Origin of the sequence: Pedobacter sp., from assembly GCF_041645105.1 — a bacterium.
Classification (GTDB): domain Bacteria; phylum Bacteroidota; class Bacteroidia; order Sphingobacteriales; family Sphingobacteriaceae; genus Pedobacter.
In genome coordinates this window covers 99,015-117,153 of sequence record NZ_JBAZQQ010000002.1, presented here as the reverse complement: position 1 = coordinate 117,153, position 18,139 = coordinate 99,015, and the positions used below count along the sequence as shown (strand labels likewise).

Genomic DNA, 18,139 nt, shown 5'->3' with positions numbered 1-18,139 from the left:
TTTGACATTCCCACTTTATGCTCAAAAAGTAGGCTTGGTATTGAGTGGTGGTGGCGCGAAAGGCCTGGCTCATATCGGCACATTAAAAGCACTTGAAGAAAACAATATCCCAATTGATTACATCACCGGAACATCAATGGGAGGAATAGTAGGTGCTATGTATGCGGCAGGTTATTCTCCTCTTCAAATAGAAAAAGTTGCGCTTAGTCCTGAGTTTCAAGATTGGGTTAGTGGTAGGTTTAAAAGTGATTTTAGTTACTTCTTTCAGAAACAACCAATAAATCCATCAATTATTACCGCAAAATTATCCCTGGATACGAGCCTGCGCATTAGCCTCAGACCACATTTGGTAAATGATATTCCATTAAACTTCGCATTACTGGAATTGTTCTCTCAAGCATCAGCCATCTCAAAAGATAATTTTGATAATCTTTTCGTACCATACCGTTGTATGGTTTCAGACGTTCTTTCACAAACCAGCATCACCGTCAAAAAAGGAAGTTTAGCTGAAGCTGTTAGGGCAACAATGACTGTCCCATTGATATACAGACCTATAAAACTTGATGGAAAATATGTTTTTGACGGGGGACTATATAACAACTTCCCTGCTGATGTAATGAAGAAAGAGTTTAATCCTGATATGATAATTGGGGCCAATGTATCCTCTAAAACTTACAATGAATATCCCAAAAACCGTGATGAACGACTCATGAATCGCTTAATGCTATTTATGTTTCTGTCAAAATCGGATTCAACACTCATTGGAGACAATGGAATTTACATCCAACCAAACCTTAAAGAGTACAATTCAACGAATTTCAATCCAGTAGAAGCACTGATTAAACAAGGTTATGATGCTACAATGGCTAATATGGATGAAATAAAAAAGAAGACCAACAGAAGGGTCAGCACAAATGAGTTAGCCAAAAGAAGAGATGCTTTTAACCAGAAAAAACCAGATCTGATATTTAGTAATGTAACTGTAATCGGTGTAAATACGGAGCAGAAAAAATACATTGAACGATTATTTAAACGTGATCAGAAGACATTTGATCTTACGGATATTAAAAGAGGCTATTATAAACTGGTAGCCGATGAAACGTTCGAAACTATATACCCGAAAATATCATACAATGCAATTTCAGACAGTTATAACTTCGAAATACTGGCACAACCGACAAAGAGTTTAAAAATTGACTTTGGAGGCAATATATCCACGCGCCCCATCAGCAATGTATTTTTAGGCACCCAATATAATTATCTAAACAGGAGATCATATACCTTTGGTTTAAACCTTTATTCTGGCCGCTTTTATGAGTCTGTACAGATGACTGGCCGTATTGATTTCCCCTCACGCCTACCCTTATTTCTTGCTGCTGATGTAACTTATAATCACTTTAACTATTATAAAACCAGTTCTATATTTATTGAAAATCCTCATCCAACCTATATTGAGCAATCTGATCGAAAAATAAACCTGAATATCGGAATGCCTTTAAACAGAAACACAAGGATAATAGTGGGTACAGCTTTTGTCAATAATAATGATAGATATAGTCCCAACAATACATTTGCTGTTGGTGATGAACTGGAGAAAACGATACTTAATGGTTCAAGATCTACAGTTTCTTTTGAGCAATATACCTTCAACCGTAAACAATATGCAAACAGAGGTCGCCATTTCCTTTTTAGCGCCAACTACTTTACTGGCCGTGAAAGTTATACTCCTGGCAATATTGTAGGAATCAGTGGTTCAACCATCGCTGCTAAAGTTCCGGTTACAAAAAAATTCAGACAATGGGTAAATATAAAATTGAGTGATGAAAATTACTTCTTAAGAATCAACAAATATACACTCGGTTATCAAGCCGAGGCTGTGTTCTCCAATCAACCATTGTTTTCTAATTACTATTCAACATTGTTGGCCGCTCCTGCATTTTATCCACTTCAAGATAGCAAATCAATATTTCTTGAAAACTTCAGAGCAACAACTTACCTGGCCGGGGGGTTAAAAAATGTTTATTCTTTAAAAAGAAATTTAGACTTACGGGTTGAAGGTTATGTATTTATACCTCATCGTGAATTTGAAAAAATAGGTTTCCAGGATGTCAAACATAGGTCCCCTTTTACTAAATGGCACTATGCAGGAACCGCAGGTCTGGTTTACCATACTCCACTTGGGCCAATAAGTTTCAGTTATAATATATACGATAACCCGATAAAAAGAAATGGCGTTTTACTACATTTGGGATATCTTATTTACAACAAACGATCTTTAGAATGAGACAAATATATTTATTGCTCCTGCTTTCAGTTTTCTGTAGTCCGGCATTTGCACAAAAAGCAGACATCAATAATTTTATAGTAAAGGAAAGTTTACTTAAAAACAGCAAGTTAGCTATTATTGCTGCAGACTCTTTAGACAATCCTCTGGAAAAAATCAATGGCAATTATACTTTTACAGTCAGCGGCTTTTCCCAACCCCTACGTTTTAATGATGGTGTCGCTATTCTCCCTTTACAACTCGAACGCTCTACATTTGTCTACATCAAACATCAAAACGAAACTGGCACACACAGTAAATTGCTATATGTTTATAAAAAAGAGGGATCACTAAACCCTTATACAATTAATAGTATGTGGTTGATCCTCTTCCCTGCTATCATTGTATTTTTAGCTTTTGCCTTCAGAAAATTCATCATTGCAGCGGTAATTATTTTAGTCATTTACATTTATTTCAATCACAGTAATGGATTAAACCTATCTACATTTTTCGAAACGATATTTGATGGTTTAAAAGCTATGTTTTAACAATAAATATTAGAAAGGCATTCCAATACCAAAGTTGTATTGCACAAAGCGATACCTATCAGGAGAATTAGCCGCGTCGTATGCTCTTTTGAAAGCCTTACCGCCGCTTAAAAACTTATTGATCACCCATTGGTCAGAACCAGTAAACTGTGGATCCTTGAGCTTTAAACCTATATCAAAACGGAATACGAAATATTGAACATCGTACCTGAATCCTGTTCCTGCTCCCAATGCAATCTGGCTCCCTAAGGATTTGAAATCAAATCTTGTTTTAGATTCACCACTAGATACATTCCATACGTTACCTGCATCTAAAAATATAGCCCCCTTAAGCTTGGCACCAAAAAACTTATTCAATAATTTATACCTGTACTCAAAGTTTGATTCAATATGTAGCTCACCAGTCTGATCAAAACCATAAAGTAATCTCCGTTCCTGTTCAGTTGAAAGTGTTTCTCCCCTGTTGTAATTCCCAGGTCCAAGTGTTCTGGCCTGCCATGCCCTTACACCACTGGAACCACCAGCATAAAACAGTTTTTCAAAAGGAATACCTGTTTCAATTGAATTACCATAAGCATAACCTATCCCAGCATTAAAACGAGCAACAAACTGCTTATCTCCTCCTAAACTCTTATACCAGCGAATATCAATCTCCGGGCGTACATACTGATTAAAGGGCACACCAAAAATCTTTGCAGCACCGGTCGTATCTAGTGGACTGTTCAATAATTTTGAGACCCCCTGCAACATATTACCTGCTAAATCAATATCTCCTTTAAAATAGACAAAGCTTTTATTGGTAGCCAATTTTTCGCTATTCAAAGTATAAGCATATTTAATTCCAAATGTCACATTCTTTCTCTCCAGCAGTAATAGATTTACCAGGTTATTAACAATCAATGGATAATTGATATTAGTAACATCAGTTTTATCAAAAAGCAACCCGCCAAAACGATACTCAAAGTTCAAAGGTGTTACCGTATGAAATTTAGAACTGGTTTCTCTGAATTCATAAGCTACCGAAGCCAGGATAACCTTACGTTGAAAAAAATCCTTCTGCAGGGCATAAACATAGCTGGTTGAGAATATAGTATGTGGCATACCTCCTTTTCCGGGTCTTGACCTCGAAAAAGGGATCATTAGTCTTGGTACTGTTAATGTTGCTCCCACAGAAAAATCACGTTGGTATATTTCATTGATAAAAGACCTTCCTTGCCCAAGTCTGGCCTGCAGCCCTCCTTTAATCTGAAATTCAAACTTTTCTGCTCCTCTGAATAAGTTATTGTTAGTGTAGGTATTACTAAGGGTAAAACCTACAGTACCATTATTAAACGGCACTTCCCCCTCGATTCTGTTGCTCATGATCTTCTGAGGGATCAGCAAAAGGACAGGGTTTACCGTTGAACTATCTTTCGATTTATTGTATTCGATTTTAACATTTTTAAAAACATTAAGTTCATACATACGATCGTATGTCACATTTTCATTCCTGATATCGTACCGATCGCCCGGACGCAGAAAATTATATCTAACAATAGGATTTCTCCTGAATTTACCAGAAAGGTCAGTATATCTTACATTCCTGAATGCACGGCTATTCATTTTTATTGAATCAGGAAAGCCATCTGAATTTGGTGCAATGATAATATTTGTTTCTCCCAATACGTATTGCAAATGCCTTGGTCTATCTACAGGATTATCAATAATTAATGTAACATTCGCTTTATTTGCATTTAAGTTTGAGTCAACCAAGAACTTAATATAAGGGCGGGAAAAATCGAAATATCCCCGTTGTTTCATTATCTGGTAAATCTGGTCACGCTCATAACCTAGTGAGTCGTCGTCATAGCGTTTACCTTCTTTCAAATGGGTAAAAGCAGCACGATCTGACAAATACAATTCCTTAATTTTATCATCAGGAATTTCGTACTTCACCTTGTTTATAGTGAAGACTTTTCCAGTATCTGCTTTAAAAAAAACTTCAGCTCTTTTGTTTTCAACTTTAATTTCAGATTCTACCTTAGCATTAAAATACCCCTTACTGATCAGGTATTTTTCTATCTGATTGCGAGAAATTTCGACCAGCGTACTGTCTAAAATTGGAGGAGGAGTTCCCAGAGGTTTAACATTAGCGGTTTTATACTTCCCGTCTTTGGTATTAAACATATTATAGATCAAAACATTTATTCCAATCTTAGAAGAGGGACGAATATCTTTCTGTATATAATTCAGGGCTTCTTCATGAAAATCTTTTGGGATACTGTCTATTTCTACCTTTTTAACGATAGATTGATAATCCGCTATATATTTTGTTGATGAACATCCTGTGACAAAAACAATAAAAAACAGTAATATTGCACGAAACAGGACATTTTTTTTATAATCGTGGTATGCTTTCAAAATCACAGATAAGTTTTATAAAATCGTTACATCAAAAAAAGTACCGTAAAGAAAACGGGATATTCATTATTGAAGGAATAAAATCTATCGAAGAATTTATCCTGTCCAATTACCAGGTCCACAGTATTTATTATCTGGCTCAATATCAGTCTTCACTAACAGCATTGCCAGCAAATATAAAGTTATTTGAAGTAAACAATGCTGAACTGGATAAGATTAGTACATTACAAACCCCACAGGGAATTCTGGCTCTTGTACATATTCCAAAACCAGAGACGCTGAATGCTAAATCATTAAAAAATGCTTTCACTTTAGTCCTCGATGGTGTTCAGGATCCAGGGAATATGGGAACAATTATCAGAACAGCAGATTGGTTTGGTTTTAAACAAATTATTTGCTCCAATAACTGCGTTGAAGTTTATAATCCTAAAACTGTCCAGGCAACGATGGGCTCTTTATGTAGGGTAAATATTTTTTATGAAGATCTCCCCTCAGTACTAAAAGCAATAGAAATTCCTATTTTTGGTGCTGTTTTGGATGGAAAAAGCATGTATAAAACAGATTGGGGTAAAGAAGGATTGGTCATTTTGGGTAACGAAGGACAAGGAATTACTCCCGAAGTAATCAAATTGATAAATAATCCGGTAACCATTCCACGTACGGGAAGTGCTGAATCATTGAACGTTGCGATATCTGCTGCAATTTTATGTGCAGATATTAGCAGAAACTTTCAAAAATAAATTGGTTCCTAATATTTAATTACTATTTTTGCAACCTGAAATTCAATAGGTCGAGTGGCCGAGTGGCTAGGCAGAGGTCTGCAAAACCTTGTACAGCGGTTCGAATCCGCTCTCGACCTCAAGATTTATTAATAAATAAAAAAGATTAACATGGCAGTTACAAGATTAAAAAGAAAAGACAGAAGAAATAAAACATTTGCAAAACTAGATGTTAAATTCTTAAAATTAGCTACCAACATTGAATTAGGTACAAGATCTAAACAATCTAGCAAAGATCAGTTAGCTAAAAACAACGCTGTTTTAGCTAAACTTACTGCAAGCGCATAAACTTCAAGTTTAAAGCATAAAAAACTCCTTTGTTTATACAGAGGAGTTTTTTTATGCCCTTAGATTTACATTAGTCAAAATATGAAACTTAAAATCCTTTTAGCTATTATCTTCAGCACATCATTTTACTTATCTGGCTCTGCACAAAACAATGGCAAACCAGTTAAATTGGCTATTAAAGATATTCCTGAATCTATTAAATATGATGGAAAGGCTAAAGAGGCAATCAAGTGGACAGATACAGAAGGCATACATATCGTTTTGGCTACCGAAACAGGTATATATATCGATAAAAATGTTGAGCATGAAAGTGATGGTACTGATGCGGCCTTATATGTCTACCATTATATTTTAAACAACAGACAGCCACTATTGGCCTGGAAAATACAAGACTTTATCCAGGACTGTCCTGTAGATATTGAAGTTAGCTTTATTAAAAACACACTACAAACTACCGATTTAAATGCTGATGGTATCCCCGAAATATGGGTAATGTACAAAACTGTTTGTCATGGCGACATCAGCCCTTCCGACATGAAAATTATCATGTATCAGGGCAAGAAAAAATATGCCATGCGTGGAACAACTAAGGTGCAAATCGCAGTCAACAGTTATGAAGGTGGAGAATACAAATTCGACAAGGCCTTTACAGCAGCACCTGAAAAATTCAGACAATTTGCCAAAAGCCTTTGGAATAAAAATATAACTGGAAAATAGATTATTCTTTAACCAACTCCTTACAAATCCTCCTTACAATTGCAGGCCCCTCATAAATAAAACCGGTATACAATTGCACCAATGATGCCCCTGCTTCCAGCTTATCTTTGGCATCCTGCGGAGAATGAATTCCCCCAACTCCTATAATCGGAAATGCTTTATTTGATTTCGTAGATAAATACCGGATCACTTCGGTCGAACGTACAGTTAATGGTTTACCACTTAAACCTCCTGCTTCATTAGCCAACTTCTCAGGTGTATATAAACCATTCCTATCTATTGTTGTATTTGTAGCAATTACTCCAGCTATCCCGGTTTGCAATACAATCTCAACAATATCATCCAATTGCTCGTTAGTCAAATCAGGAGCGATCTTTAATAAAATCGGCCTAGATATATCATTCTTCTTATTACGCTGCTGTAAAGTGTTTAAAAGATTCATTAAGGGCTCTTTTTCCTGCAACTCCCTTAAACCTGGTGTATTCGGAGAACTTACATTTACAACAAAATAATCTACCACATCAAACAGCCTGTCAAAACATTTAATGTAATCACTTACCGCATCTTCATTTGGTGTATTTTTATTTTTACCAATATTACCACCTATTACAATGTCAGTATGCTTATTTCTTAAAAGCCTTAATCTTTCTGCAAGTGTATCAACTCCCTTATTATTAAAACCCATCCGATTGATCAGTGCAGAATCTTCTTCTAAACGGAACATCCTCGGCTTATCATTTCCAGGTTGCGGTAAAGGAGTTACCGTTCCTACTTCTATAAAGCCAAAGCCTAGATTACTCAGCGCTTCTATGTATTCACCATTCTTATCAAAACCAGCAGCTAATCCTACCGGATTTTTAAACTTAATCCCAAAAACCTCACGTTCAAGCCCTTTAATATTTACATCAAAGCTGCTACGCAGAATTGTTTTACCCAATGGGAAGTTATCATGAAACCATTTTAGTCTTTTAACGACAAAATAGTGTACCTTTTCAGGATCAAACTGAAAGAATATAGGTTTAATAAGCTGATACATGCTGCGAAGATAAGGAACGTTTTTATTGTTAAAGAATTTCAGCTGTAAAGTTGTATTTTTGCAGCCAAATGATTTCTATAAACGACTTAACATTCCTGCTGGGCTCTAGAGCCTTATATGACGAAGCAGACTGGCACATAAAACCGGGAGAGAGAATTGGACTGATTGGTGCCAATGGAACGGGAAAATCGACTTTACTAAAAATAATTGTTGGAGAATATGCACCTTCTTCAGGATCGATTTCTATGTCGAAAGATCTGAAAATCGGTTACCTGAACCAGGATTTACTTTCTTACGATTCACATCATAGTATTTTACACGTAGCAATGGAGGCTTTTGAACGCCAAAACCAGCTACATGATGAAATTGAAGAACTCTTAAAAAAGATTGAAACAGATTATTCTGAAGAAGTTTTAAATAAACTGAGCGACAAACAACAAGAGTTTGAAGCTTTGGATGGTTACAGTATCGAATACAGAGCAAACGAAATTCTTGCAGGTCTGGGTTTTAGCACCCAGGATCAACACCGCCCCTTAAATACCTTTTCTGGAGGTTGGCGTATGCGTGTAATGCTTGCCAAAATTCTTTTGCAAACTCCCGATATCCTATTACTGGATGAGCCTACCAACCACATGGATTTACCTTCCATTAAATGGTTAGAAACTTATTTACTTGGATTTGAAGGAGCTATTGTAATCGTTTCTCATGATAGGTACTTCTTAGATAAAGTTGTAAACAAGATTGTAGAATCCCGTAAAGGCAAGCTAACACCATATGCTGGTAATTATACTTTCTATTTAGAGGAAAAAGCTTTAAGAGGTGAAATTCAAAAAGGTGAATTTAAAAACCAACAGGCTAAAATTAAGCAGGAAGAGAAGTTAATTGAGCGATTCAGAGCCAAAGCGTCTAAAGCTAAAATGGCACAATCAAGGATAAAAGCATTGGATAAACTGGAACGTGTAGAAGATGTAGACGATGATAACCCAACGGTTAATTTTCAGTTTAAATTCTCTAAACCTTCCGGACGTCATGTAATACGTGTTGAAGAAGCCTATAAAAGCTATCCCAATGTAGAAATTCTGGAAAACGCAGATGGACTGATTGAAAAAGGAGATAAAATTGCACTGATTGGTGCCAACGGTAAGGGTAAATCTACCTTATTGAGAATCATTGCCGGAGCTGAAGGCTTTAAAGGAAAATGTGAAACAGGTCATAATGTAACTACCACTTTCTTTGCACAACACCAGCTGGAATCTTTACACCTGGACAACACCATTTTAGAGGAACTACAAGCGTTTGCGCCTAAACATACTGATACAGAACTTCGTGGTATCCTGGGATGTTTCCTTTTTACCGGTGATGATGTTTTCAAAAAGATCAAAGTCCTGTCAGGAGGAGAAAAATCAAGAGTAGCCCTTGCAAAATCATTAACTACGGATTCGAACTTCCTGATCCTGGATGAGCCGACCAACCACTTGGACATACAATCTGTAAACATCCTGATTCAGGCATTACAGCAGTATGAAGGCACGTTCATTGCCGTATCTCACGACAGATATTTCCTGGATAATGTAGCCAACAAAATCTGGTTTATTGAAGATAAGGACATTAAAGAATATCCTGGCACCTATGCTGAGTACGAAGAATGGAATGCAAAAAGACCACAACCAGTTGCCACTAGTATCCCGTTAAAACAGGAGAAAGAAGTGAAACCGAAAGTGGAAGAAAAAAAAGCAACTCCAAATACACAGCAACAACTTAAAAAGCTAAACGATCAGTTACAAAAAACAGAACAGGAAATTGCTGCTTTTGAACAAAGTGTAAAAACAATAGAAACAAAGTTGGCTGATGAGGATGTTTATTCTAACTCAAGCAAGCTAGCGGAAGCAAATCAAGAATATACTTCGGCCAAATTCCTGCTAGACACGGCCCAGAAAAACTGGGAGGATCTGGCATCACAAATTATGGAGCTAGAAACAAAATGATAAAACAGATAGGATTGTTCTTTTTGCTTGTAATGAGCATTCAGTTGGCCGGGGCTCAAACCCGACAATTTGTATATGACAATGAAATATATCTGCCCCAGATAAAAACGGTGCAATGTTTCAACAAGAACAAAGAACAATCCATTCCTGTAATCACTTTAAAATCCACTGAACAATTGCACTTCTCATTTGATGATCTAGACGCCGGGAGTAAAATCTATTGGTATACAATAGAACACTGTACGTCTGACTGGAAGTCTTCACGCCTCTCTCCCATTGACTACCTTGAGGGAATTTCCGAAGACCGGATCAATGATTTTAAATACTCATTCAATACGCTGCAAAAATACACGCATTACGAACTAAGCTTACCTAACTATCAGATTAAACCTAAAATTTCAGGTAATTACCTGTTAAAGGTTTATGAGGATGGAAATCAGCAGAAAGCAGTTGTTTCGCAGCGGTTTTATGTAGTAGAGAATCTTGTTGATGTAGGCATAGAAGTGATGCCAAGTACACAAGTCCCTTTACGTTTCAGCAACCAGAAAATCAACTTTACCATTTTCCATAAAATGCCCATTCAGAACCCTTATACCGATCTGAAAGCAATTGTCATGCAAAATGGAATTCCACAAACTGCTATTCTAAACACTAAACCAACTTTTATCAGACCAGGCTCATTGGTATACAATGAACTTACCGCGAATGATTTTGCAGCAGGCCATGAATTTAGAAAGTTTGATATTCGTAGTTTGCGTTTCAAAGCAGAGAATGTACAAGACATCGTCAGAGGGGCTAGTATAGAAGTAATCCTTTTTCAGGATGTGAATGGCAATAAACCGAAATACACAAATCTGGTTGATGAGAACGGCAGCTTTTTCATCCGCAATACTGATGGTCGGGATAACAGCACAGATGCCGATTATGCCAAAGTATATTTCACCTTAAACGCTGTTCCACCAACTGCCAAAGGCGATGCTTACGTGATAGGACGATTCAACAATTATATCATGAATGAAAGTAGTAAAATGACTTTTGAGCCTTCTAAAAAAAGGTTTTATGGTAATATTTCGCTTAAGCAGGGATTATACGACTATAAATATGTTTGGCTAAATACAGAGACAAACAAAACAGATCAAGCTATTTTTGAAGGTTCTTACTTCGAAACTGCAAACACTTATCAGGTATTTGCTTATTACAGAAAGCCAGGATCAAGATGGGAAGAACTGATCGGATATGGAAATGTAAACACTTTAAAAAGGTAATTTTAAGAGCTGAAAACCCACACAGAAACGCTACCGGCGTTACAATAAAACTCCCCGTATCCATTTTCATCGATTAAAACTTCTTCCTTTCTGATACCAAGCGCATCAATCATTACCTTTCCTGTGTGCGTAGTACCAATCTCCATCAACTTCATTCCTGTTTCACCATTACTCATTAGTACAGCAATGCCAGACTGCCTTTTTTCTTGAGTTCCTGCTCTTGTCCAACCGATACAAGTTGGGAAATCAAGGTAATCATGCTGTTCACCAAAAGCCAGATCTCTACGGATCCTCATCATTTCAGGCAAAACAGCTAATGCCACCAGCTCTACACCTGTTTCATATCCTTCATCCGTCTTGTCTATATATTTTGCACCAAACAGGTCGGGATAAAACACACAAGGCATCCCTCCTTCTCTTAATAGAATTAAGGCATAAGCCAGAGGTCTGAACCAGAAATCGACATAAGATTCTAATGCCTGTAAGGGCTGTGAATCATGATTATCTACAAAAGTTACAGCTAATAATGGATGAGATTGAACCAGCGTATCATCAAAAATCTTTGTCAGGTCGTACATCTTTGTTGTAGAAGCCACGAATAGATTGTGATGTAACAAGGAATCAAACAACTGCATTCTTCCTCCGGTAACCTCAATATAGCTTTGTAAAGATCCTACGGATTCAATGTTCCAGTTTTCAGCTACGAAGAAAAAGTCTAATCCACAAGCAGTCTTCATATGATCAATCCAGTCTATCAGAAAGTCGGCAGAGATATGTTTCACTGCATCTAAACGAAATCCTTTCATTCCACAGGTATGATAATACCATTCTCCCCAGCGTTTTACCTCGTCTCTAACTGCAGGATTTCTATATTCAATATCATTAAACATCAGATAATCATAATTCCCCAGTTCAACAGATGGAACTTCCTCCCAACCTTCACCGTACTCATTCTGAATACTATAGATACCCGTTTCCTTTAAGTCTTCAGCCCAATCTACTCCACTAAAACAATTCTTATCCCATACGAAATCAGAATATACTGTGTTTCTCCCTGGAAAAGTAAACTTTGTCCAGGCCTCTATATTAAATACTCCAGAAGTAAATGTCAATCTATTTTCAGGATCAACAGTTCTCACAGGTATCTTTTCCAACTCATCACCTCCTGCCTTGTGGTTTAACACCACATCAGCGATGGCAACTATACCATTGTCTTGAAATGCTTTTATTGCTTCCTGGTAATCTGCTTTATTTCCAAACCTGGTTTCAACGGTGTTTTTCTGATCAAATTCGCCAAGATCGAAAAGATCATACGGATCATAACCAATGGATGTTGCACCAGACTCAGCTTTATAAGCCGGTGGCAACCAAACACCTGTAATTCCTTTTTCAGCTAGAGATTGGGCATCTTTTTTAGCCTTAATCCATAACTTATCTTCCTCATTATAATACCAATGAAAATATTGTAGTAATGTTTGATTATCCATGTATAACAATAATACAAAAAACCGTATTTTGTTTGCCAGTTATACACATCTATTTATGCCCTTGAAAAACAGCTACTCGTGCGCGCTCTTCATCGTATTCTTTATTAATGCAACAACTGTTAAGGCACAATATATTGATAGTGTTTCTACAAATCCTCCGATACACAACAATTCTTTCTGGAAAAGTAAATTTACAGAAAAGGCTGTAGTACCTGTTATCTTGTTTGGTGCAACATCGCTTACATGGTCGCAGAGAGAAGAAATCCGGGAAGTACGCAATCGCTATATTCCAACATTTCGATATCATTTCGACGATTACCTTCAATATGCTCCGGGAGTTGCAGTTCTAGGCCTGAATGCTATGGGTGTTAAGGGGAAAAATTCACCCAAACGAATGATTGCCTCCTATGGTTTTTCAATGGCCATCATGGGTATACTGGTAAATAGCATAAAGCGCACTGCTGGTGTTCAACGTCCTGATGCAAGTTCCAAAAATTCATTTCCCTCAGGCCATACTGCAATGGCTTTTACCAATGCTACAGTGTTACACAAAGAATATGGAACCTATCGGCACCCCTTATATAGTGTTGGCGGATATACAGCTGCAACAGTAACCGCTTTAGGTAGAGGCCTGAATAACCGTCATTGGGTAACAGATGTATTAGCAGGTGCGGGTATAGGGATTGCCTCTACTGAACTCGGTTACTTTTTGGCAGATCAGATTTTTAAAAATAAAGGAATGAACGAGCCTTTAAGAAACAACCCTGTCCCCATTAATAATAAACCCAGCTTTTTAGAATTACATCTTGGATATACTGTAGCGACCAGTGATCATCTTGCTTTGGCCACTTCAGACGAACTTTATGTAAAATCAGGCTTTAACTTTGGTATTGAAGGGGCCTGGTTCCCTTGTAAAAACTTTGGATTAGGAGGCGAATTTGCTTTCAGTAGTTTCCCTGTTGGCTCAGATCGTATTGCTCCAGACCCAGATTATCAGGATATCAGCGATGGCATATATACTCAACCTGTAGGCATCAGATACTTCAACATAGGACCATATTTTAGTTTACCGCTACCATACAACTGGTTCGTTACCGCAAAACTAAATACAGGTATGTCCCTTGGTAGTACCGGGAATATTATTTTGAATCTTAATGATCAAACTGAGAATGAGACAGGTAAAACTGAAATCCCTCTTTTAAAATACAAACCGAAACCTGCTCCAAGTTGGACAGCTGGTATTGGATTACAAAAAAGAATAGGACGTAATATGGCCATCAAATTTTACGGTACTTATTTCAATTCTAAACATAACTTCGAATTGAACGGACTGCAGGATATAGATGATGACGGTAAATTGATATATGAAAAACTTCCAGAAAGCCTTTCCAAACTTAAATTCAACCATTTTACATTTGGAACAGGCCTTACAGCATTTATTTGGTAGATAACCACTAAAATGACCAAAAAACGCCTTTCTAAGGGCTTTTATATGACCTGGAGTCATACAAAGTCATATAAGACTCATAGGAGACTCATACAAGACTCATAGAACCCATAGAGCACACCACAGTGAAACACTAAAAACCAACAAGTTACGATAAAAAAAACATAAAGAAAAGCTGTTTAATTCAGCCTGTGTCAGGTTGCTCAATTTTGATTACTTTTGCAGTTGCTATGAGTACAAAAATTAAAAGCCCGAAAGATTCTTTCACCATTATGAATGAGTTGGTATTGCCTAATGATACCAATACCCTTAACAATTTAATGGGCGGAAGGTTATTACATTGGATGGACATCGCTGCTGCTATTTCTGCGCAGAAGCATTGCAACCGTATTGTAGTTACTGCTTCAGTAGATAATGTTTCTTTTAAGCAACCAATTAAATTGGGAGATGTAATTACTATTGAGGCTAAAGTTACCAGAGCCTTTAATACTTCAGTTGAAGTACGTCTGGATGTATGGGCTGAAAATATTCCATCTGGCGCTAGAGTAAAATCAAATGAGGCCTATTACACTTTTGTAGCAGTAGATCAAAGTGGGAGAACTATTCCGGTTCCTGAGTTAGTTCCTGAAACCGCAGATGAAGAAGAATTATTTGCGGGAGCATTGAGAAGAAGACAGCTTCGCCTGATATTAGGAGGCAAAATGAAACCTGATGATGCGATTGAATTAAAAGCTTTATTTTTTCCGGAGTAAGGGGAAAAACAACCATTCTCTTCTGCGACTGGCCTCTTTTTCTGAAGGGAAAAAGCGCCTGAGGCCGCCTCTGAGAAGGTAATTTTTCTGGTCAAAGCAGGTAAACTTGCTAAAGTGCACAAACTCTATAAAACAAAATATACCTTCTTTTGAAAGGCCTTAGCGCTTCCTGATTTTTCATCAGGAAGATGCAGACTTGAAAAAGAATGGTTTATTTTGACCCCATTTCGAGGATTTTATCAAACTCTACAGCTTTTAAAGGCATTACAGAAAGGCGTCCCTGACGAACTAAAGAGATATCTTTAAGGCTTTCCTCTGCTTTAATTTGTTCCAGACTTACTGGATTTTTCAATGCCTCAACAGGTACAAGATCTACAACAACCCAGTTAGCATTATCAGTAGTAGGGTCCTGATAAAATTCCTTTACCACCTTAGCAATACCAACCACGTTCTTACCCTCATTGCTATGGTAAAACAATACCAGATCGCCGTCTTTCATCTCTTTCAGGTTATTACGTGCCTGATAATTCCGCACTCCGTCCCAAAAGGTACGCTTGTCTTCATTAAATTTATCCCAGCTGTATTTAAAAGGTTCACTTTTTACTAACCAATATTGAGTTTTTTTCATATTTATAACGCTATCAATGGCAAAAGTATAATTTTATCCTTAATTCTATATCAGTCAACTATCAGCTTACGAAAAAGAAGGATCAGAGAATTTCTTTTTAGCAAATTTATAGAAAACTTCTGGCAAGCGGTTGATTACGCCTTGTGGATGAACAAAGAAAAAGTCACGTTTCACTTCAAATCCCTCAATATCCACAACTTTTAACTCCCCACTCTTAAGCTCCTTCATAATAGAATAAACGGATAAGTACGCCACACAATCACTATGCAACAGAAAATTTTTAATACTTTCCGTACTGGCCAGAATTACTTTGATATCGAGGTCATGCCAATTTACCCCGATCTGCAATAATGCCTTTCGTAAAACATCATTGGTTCCTGAGCCTTGCTCTCGGATAACAAACTCCAGGGCAAGAAGTTCTTTAGGTTTTATAGAGTCTCTCCCTCTAATTTTCGAATTAGATTGACGTGCTACAAGCACTAGTTCATCTTTTAGGAAGGCTTCGTATTTCAAACATGAATTATTGGAAAGCCCTTCCAAAATTCCCAGATCTATGGTTTTCTCAGAAAGCCATTGTTCTACCTGTTGAGAGTTTCCATGTAAAACTTTAATCTGAGTAGCAGGATAGGCAGCATGGAAATCTGCAAGTATATTTGGGACAATATAATTGGATAATGTTGTACTCGCCCCCAAACGCAAGTCGCCCGAAATCTTTCCGTCAAGCATGTCAAGACCTTCATTGATCTGTTCATATACCACATTTAGCTCCTGGGCATATTTATAAATTAACTGACCAGCTTCGGTCACCATTAAACGATTCCCATTTCTTTCAAAAAGACTTTTACCTGCCTGGATTTCAAATTCATGTATACTTTTGCTTACCGCGGGTTGTGAGATATTCAGTTCTTGCGCAGACTTAGTGAAGCTTAAATGTTTTACAGCAGCAAAAAAAACTGCCATTTTGAAATCGATATTTATCATAAACCTTATTACTCATTCAAAACTAAAAAATAAAAATGAGCCTTAGATCAATATACCAAATATGTTAAAAACAACGCTGCTTATGTGATAGAAAAAATCTCATCTACCACATAAACAGGGTTTAAAATCTTAGTCTGTTTCAAAACCATACTTCCCATAAATACTTTTAGCTTCCTCAGAGGTTAAAAAATCTACAAAAAGCTTCGCTTCTTTTGGATGAGGCGCATTTTTAAGTTGACCTGCCATATAAGTTGCACGGATATTATCTTCTTTAGGAATCACCACTTCATCTACAGGATGACCAATCATTTTCTGATATACCACTTCTGAAGTCCAAACCGGAGCTACATCACTTTCGCCATAAAGAATGCGCATAGGGCTTTCACGATGATGGATTCGGGTAAGATAGGTACTACCATCTTTAACCTTATCTTTCATTACTGCATTGTACAAAGCCTCACCACCAACACTTCGATAAGCTTTTTCAATTTGCCTTCCTATCCCCTCCCATGCCGGATTAGGCATTGATATCTTAAGTGATGCATTATTAAGATCTTTTAAGCCAGTCATCTTCTTTGGATTCCCCTTCTGCACCATCAAGGTCAGCTTGTTGTACGCATAAACATGTGTGCTACTGAAATGATGTGACATAGATTGGATACGGTCTTTTCCAGCTGTATATACATCAGGCTTGGTGGTAATACGAAGGTTCCCTAAAGTTAATGAACCGCCTTCAATCTGTTTGGCCAAAATCCCCGGAGGAAGGGTTTCCACAAAGATTCTTTGAATTTCAGGATGTTTACGGCGAAAGCCTGCTAAAAGATCGTCCACACACATGAACTGATTTCCTGCAAAGAAAACTACCAATTGTGGATTCTCAATATCTCCATATAAATCAGGGACATTATTAATGCCTGGTACTGTGAATTCTACCGCCGATTTAGGAGGATTGTTCCATGGCGGATCAAACCGATGCTTATCCTGAGCATTAAGCTGAAAGATTGATGCTAAAAACATATTAGCCATGACTATGGTCCTACGTGTAATATTCATTCTTTAAACTATTTAAGGTTTAACAATAATCCATCCATCAGCGGCCCTGATTACTAGTTCTCCGTTTCCGGTAGGCACATAGCCAATAAAATCAAAAAGCTCAGTCTTTTCTATTTTTCGCTCCTTTAGGGTATTTAAACATTGAACTACCAATACACCTTTATCAACAAGTGCCTTCAGTGCAGCCTCATATTCACTGCCTTTTTTGTAGGCTTCTGTACCTCCTGAAAAAGCAACAAGCTCAATTTGTATTTTGCCCTTTAAGCGAGGATCTTCCAATAAATTATTGATGTTTCTAATGGCCTTCTTAATGATATCCGGAGCTCCCTGATCCATCTGGTATATTGCCCGGTACATGGATTTTTTAGCCGGTGCTCCAACGTAATTTTTGTTAGCTTCCAAACGGCTTTGTGCCTGGACACTGGCAGTACATCCGAAGATGATCATTACTGCGAATAGGATTTGTTTCATTTTCATATATTTCATTTTTATGTGGTTCATTTTTAATGA

General features: G+C 37.2%; 16 protein-coding genes and 1 tRNA gene. 10 read left to right on the top strand and 7 right to left on the bottom strand.

Features of this window, described 5'->3' with window-relative positions; all coding sequences use genetic code 11:
- Nucleotide 1 precedes the first annotated feature (1 nt).
- Nucleotides 2–2,284, top strand: a complete 2,283-nt coding sequence (locus WC623_RS06465) for a patatin-like phospholipase family protein (protein ID WP_372849153.1) — start codon at nt 2–4, stop codon at nt 2,282–2,284.
- Nucleotides 2,281–2,811 (top strand): hypothetical protein, encoded by a 531-nt coding sequence (locus tag WC623_RS06460; RefSeq protein WP_372849151.1) that lies wholly within the window; start codon nt 2,281–2,283, stop codon nt 2,809–2,811. Before WC623_RS06465 ends, WC623_RS06460 begins: the two co-directional genes overlap by 4 nt.
- 9 nt (nt 2,812–2,820) lie before the next feature.
- Here WC623_RS06460 and WC623_RS06455 read toward each other — a convergent pair whose 3' ends face one another.
- Complete coding sequence (locus WC623_RS06455; protein ID WP_372849149.1) at nt 2,821–5,217, bottom strand: BamA/TamA family outer membrane protein; 2,397 nt, start codon at nt 5,215–5,217, stop codon at nt 2,821–2,823.
- On the opposite strand from WC623_RS06455, the gene WC623_RS06450 reads away from it, so the two are divergent.
- From WC623_RS06450 to WC623_RS06435, 4 genes are all read left to right on the top strand, one after another.
- Complete coding sequence (locus tag WC623_RS06450) at nt 5,202–5,951, top strand: TrmH family RNA methyltransferase (RefSeq protein ID WP_372849147.1); 750 nt, start codon at nt 5,202–5,204, stop codon at nt 5,949–5,951. The genes WC623_RS06455 and WC623_RS06450 overlap by 16 nt on opposite strands.
- 48 nt (nt 5,952–5,999) lie before the next feature.
- A tRNA-Cys gene (locus tag WC623_RS06445) sits at nt 6,000–6,070 on the top strand.
- Nucleotides 6,071–6,101: 31 nt separating this feature from the next.
- Nucleotides 6,102–6,278: a spore protein gene (locus WC623_RS06440; protein WP_349786063.1), complete on the top strand. Its 177-nt coding sequence runs from the start codon at nt 6,102–6,104 to the stop codon at nt 6,276–6,278.
- An 81-nt stretch (nt 6,279–6,359) separates the two neighbouring features.
- Nucleotides 6,360–6,995, top strand: a complete 636-nt coding sequence (locus tag WC623_RS06435; protein ID WP_372849145.1) for a M949_RS01915 family surface polysaccharide biosynthesis protein — start codon at nt 6,360–6,362, stop codon at nt 6,993–6,995.
- 1 nt (nt 6,996) lies between these two features.
- Here the strand turns inward: WC623_RS06435 and WC623_RS06430 are convergent, their stop codons facing one another.
- Nucleotides 6,997–8,031 (bottom strand): quinone-dependent dihydroorotate dehydrogenase, encoded by a 1,035-nt coding sequence (locus tag WC623_RS06430; RefSeq protein WP_372849143.1) that lies wholly within the window; start codon nt 8,029–8,031, stop codon nt 6,997–6,999.
- 68 nt (nt 8,032–8,099) lie between these two features.
- Here WC623_RS06430 and WC623_RS06425 point away from each other — a divergent pair, with 68 nt between their 5' ends.
- Entirely contained in the window at nt 8,100–10,016 is a 1,917-nt protein-coding gene (locus WC623_RS06425) for an ATP-binding cassette domain-containing protein (RefSeq protein WP_372849141.1), read from the top strand.
- Nucleotides 10,013–11,281 carry a DUF5103 domain-containing protein gene (locus tag WC623_RS06420; protein ID WP_372849139.1) on the top strand — a complete coding sequence of 423 codons (1,269 nt, stop codon included), beginning with the start codon at nt 10,013–10,015 and terminating at the stop codon, nt 11,279–11,281. Before WC623_RS06425 ends, WC623_RS06420 begins: the two co-directional genes overlap by 4 nt.
- Nucleotides 11,282–11,283: 2 nt before the next feature.
- Here WC623_RS06420 and WC623_RS06415 read toward each other — a convergent pair whose 3' ends face one another.
- Complete coding sequence (locus tag WC623_RS06415) at nt 11,284–12,768, bottom strand: alpha-amylase (protein WP_372849137.1); 1,485 nt, start codon at nt 12,766–12,768, stop codon at nt 11,284–11,286.
- On the opposite strand from WC623_RS06415, the gene WC623_RS06410 reads away from it, so the two are divergent.
- Both WC623_RS06410 and WC623_RS06405 read left to right on the top strand, forming a co-directional pair.
- Nucleotides 12,767–14,215 (top strand): phosphatase PAP2 family protein, encoded by a 1,449-nt coding sequence (locus WC623_RS06410; protein WP_372849135.1) that lies wholly within the window; start codon nt 12,767–12,769, stop codon nt 14,213–14,215. The two genes, WC623_RS06415 and WC623_RS06410, sit on opposite strands and share 2 nt — an antisense overlap.
- Nucleotides 14,216–14,445: 230 nt before the next feature.
- Nucleotides 14,446–14,967, top strand: a complete 522-nt coding sequence (locus WC623_RS06405) for an acyl-CoA thioesterase (protein ID WP_372849133.1) — start codon at nt 14,446–14,448, stop codon at nt 14,965–14,967.
- Between the two features lie 211 nt (nt 14,968–15,178).
- Here WC623_RS06405 and WC623_RS06400 read toward each other — a convergent pair whose 3' ends face one another.
- The 4 genes from WC623_RS06400 to WC623_RS06385 form a co-directional block, all read right to left on the bottom strand.
- Nucleotides 15,179–15,595 (bottom strand): EVE domain-containing protein, encoded by a 417-nt coding sequence (locus tag WC623_RS06400; RefSeq protein WP_372849131.1) that lies wholly within the window; start codon nt 15,593–15,595, stop codon nt 15,179–15,181.
- 66 nt (nt 15,596–15,661) lie between these two features.
- A complete protein-coding gene (locus WC623_RS06395; protein WP_372849129.1) occupies nt 15,662–16,555 on the bottom strand; it encodes a LysR substrate-binding domain-containing protein in 894 nt (297 codons plus the stop codon).
- Nucleotides 16,556–16,705: 150 nt separating this feature from the next.
- Complete coding sequence (locus WC623_RS06390; RefSeq protein WP_372849127.1) at nt 16,706–17,629, bottom strand: molybdate ABC transporter substrate-binding protein; 924 nt, start codon at nt 17,627–17,629, stop codon at nt 16,706–16,708.
- 12 nt (nt 17,630–17,641) lie between these two features.
- On the bottom strand, nt 17,642–18,130 hold the full coding sequence (locus tag WC623_RS06385; protein WP_372849125.1) for a DsrE family protein: 489 nt from the start codon (nt 18,128–18,130) through the stop codon (nt 17,642–17,644).
- Nucleotides 18,131–18,139 lie beyond the last annotated feature (9 nt).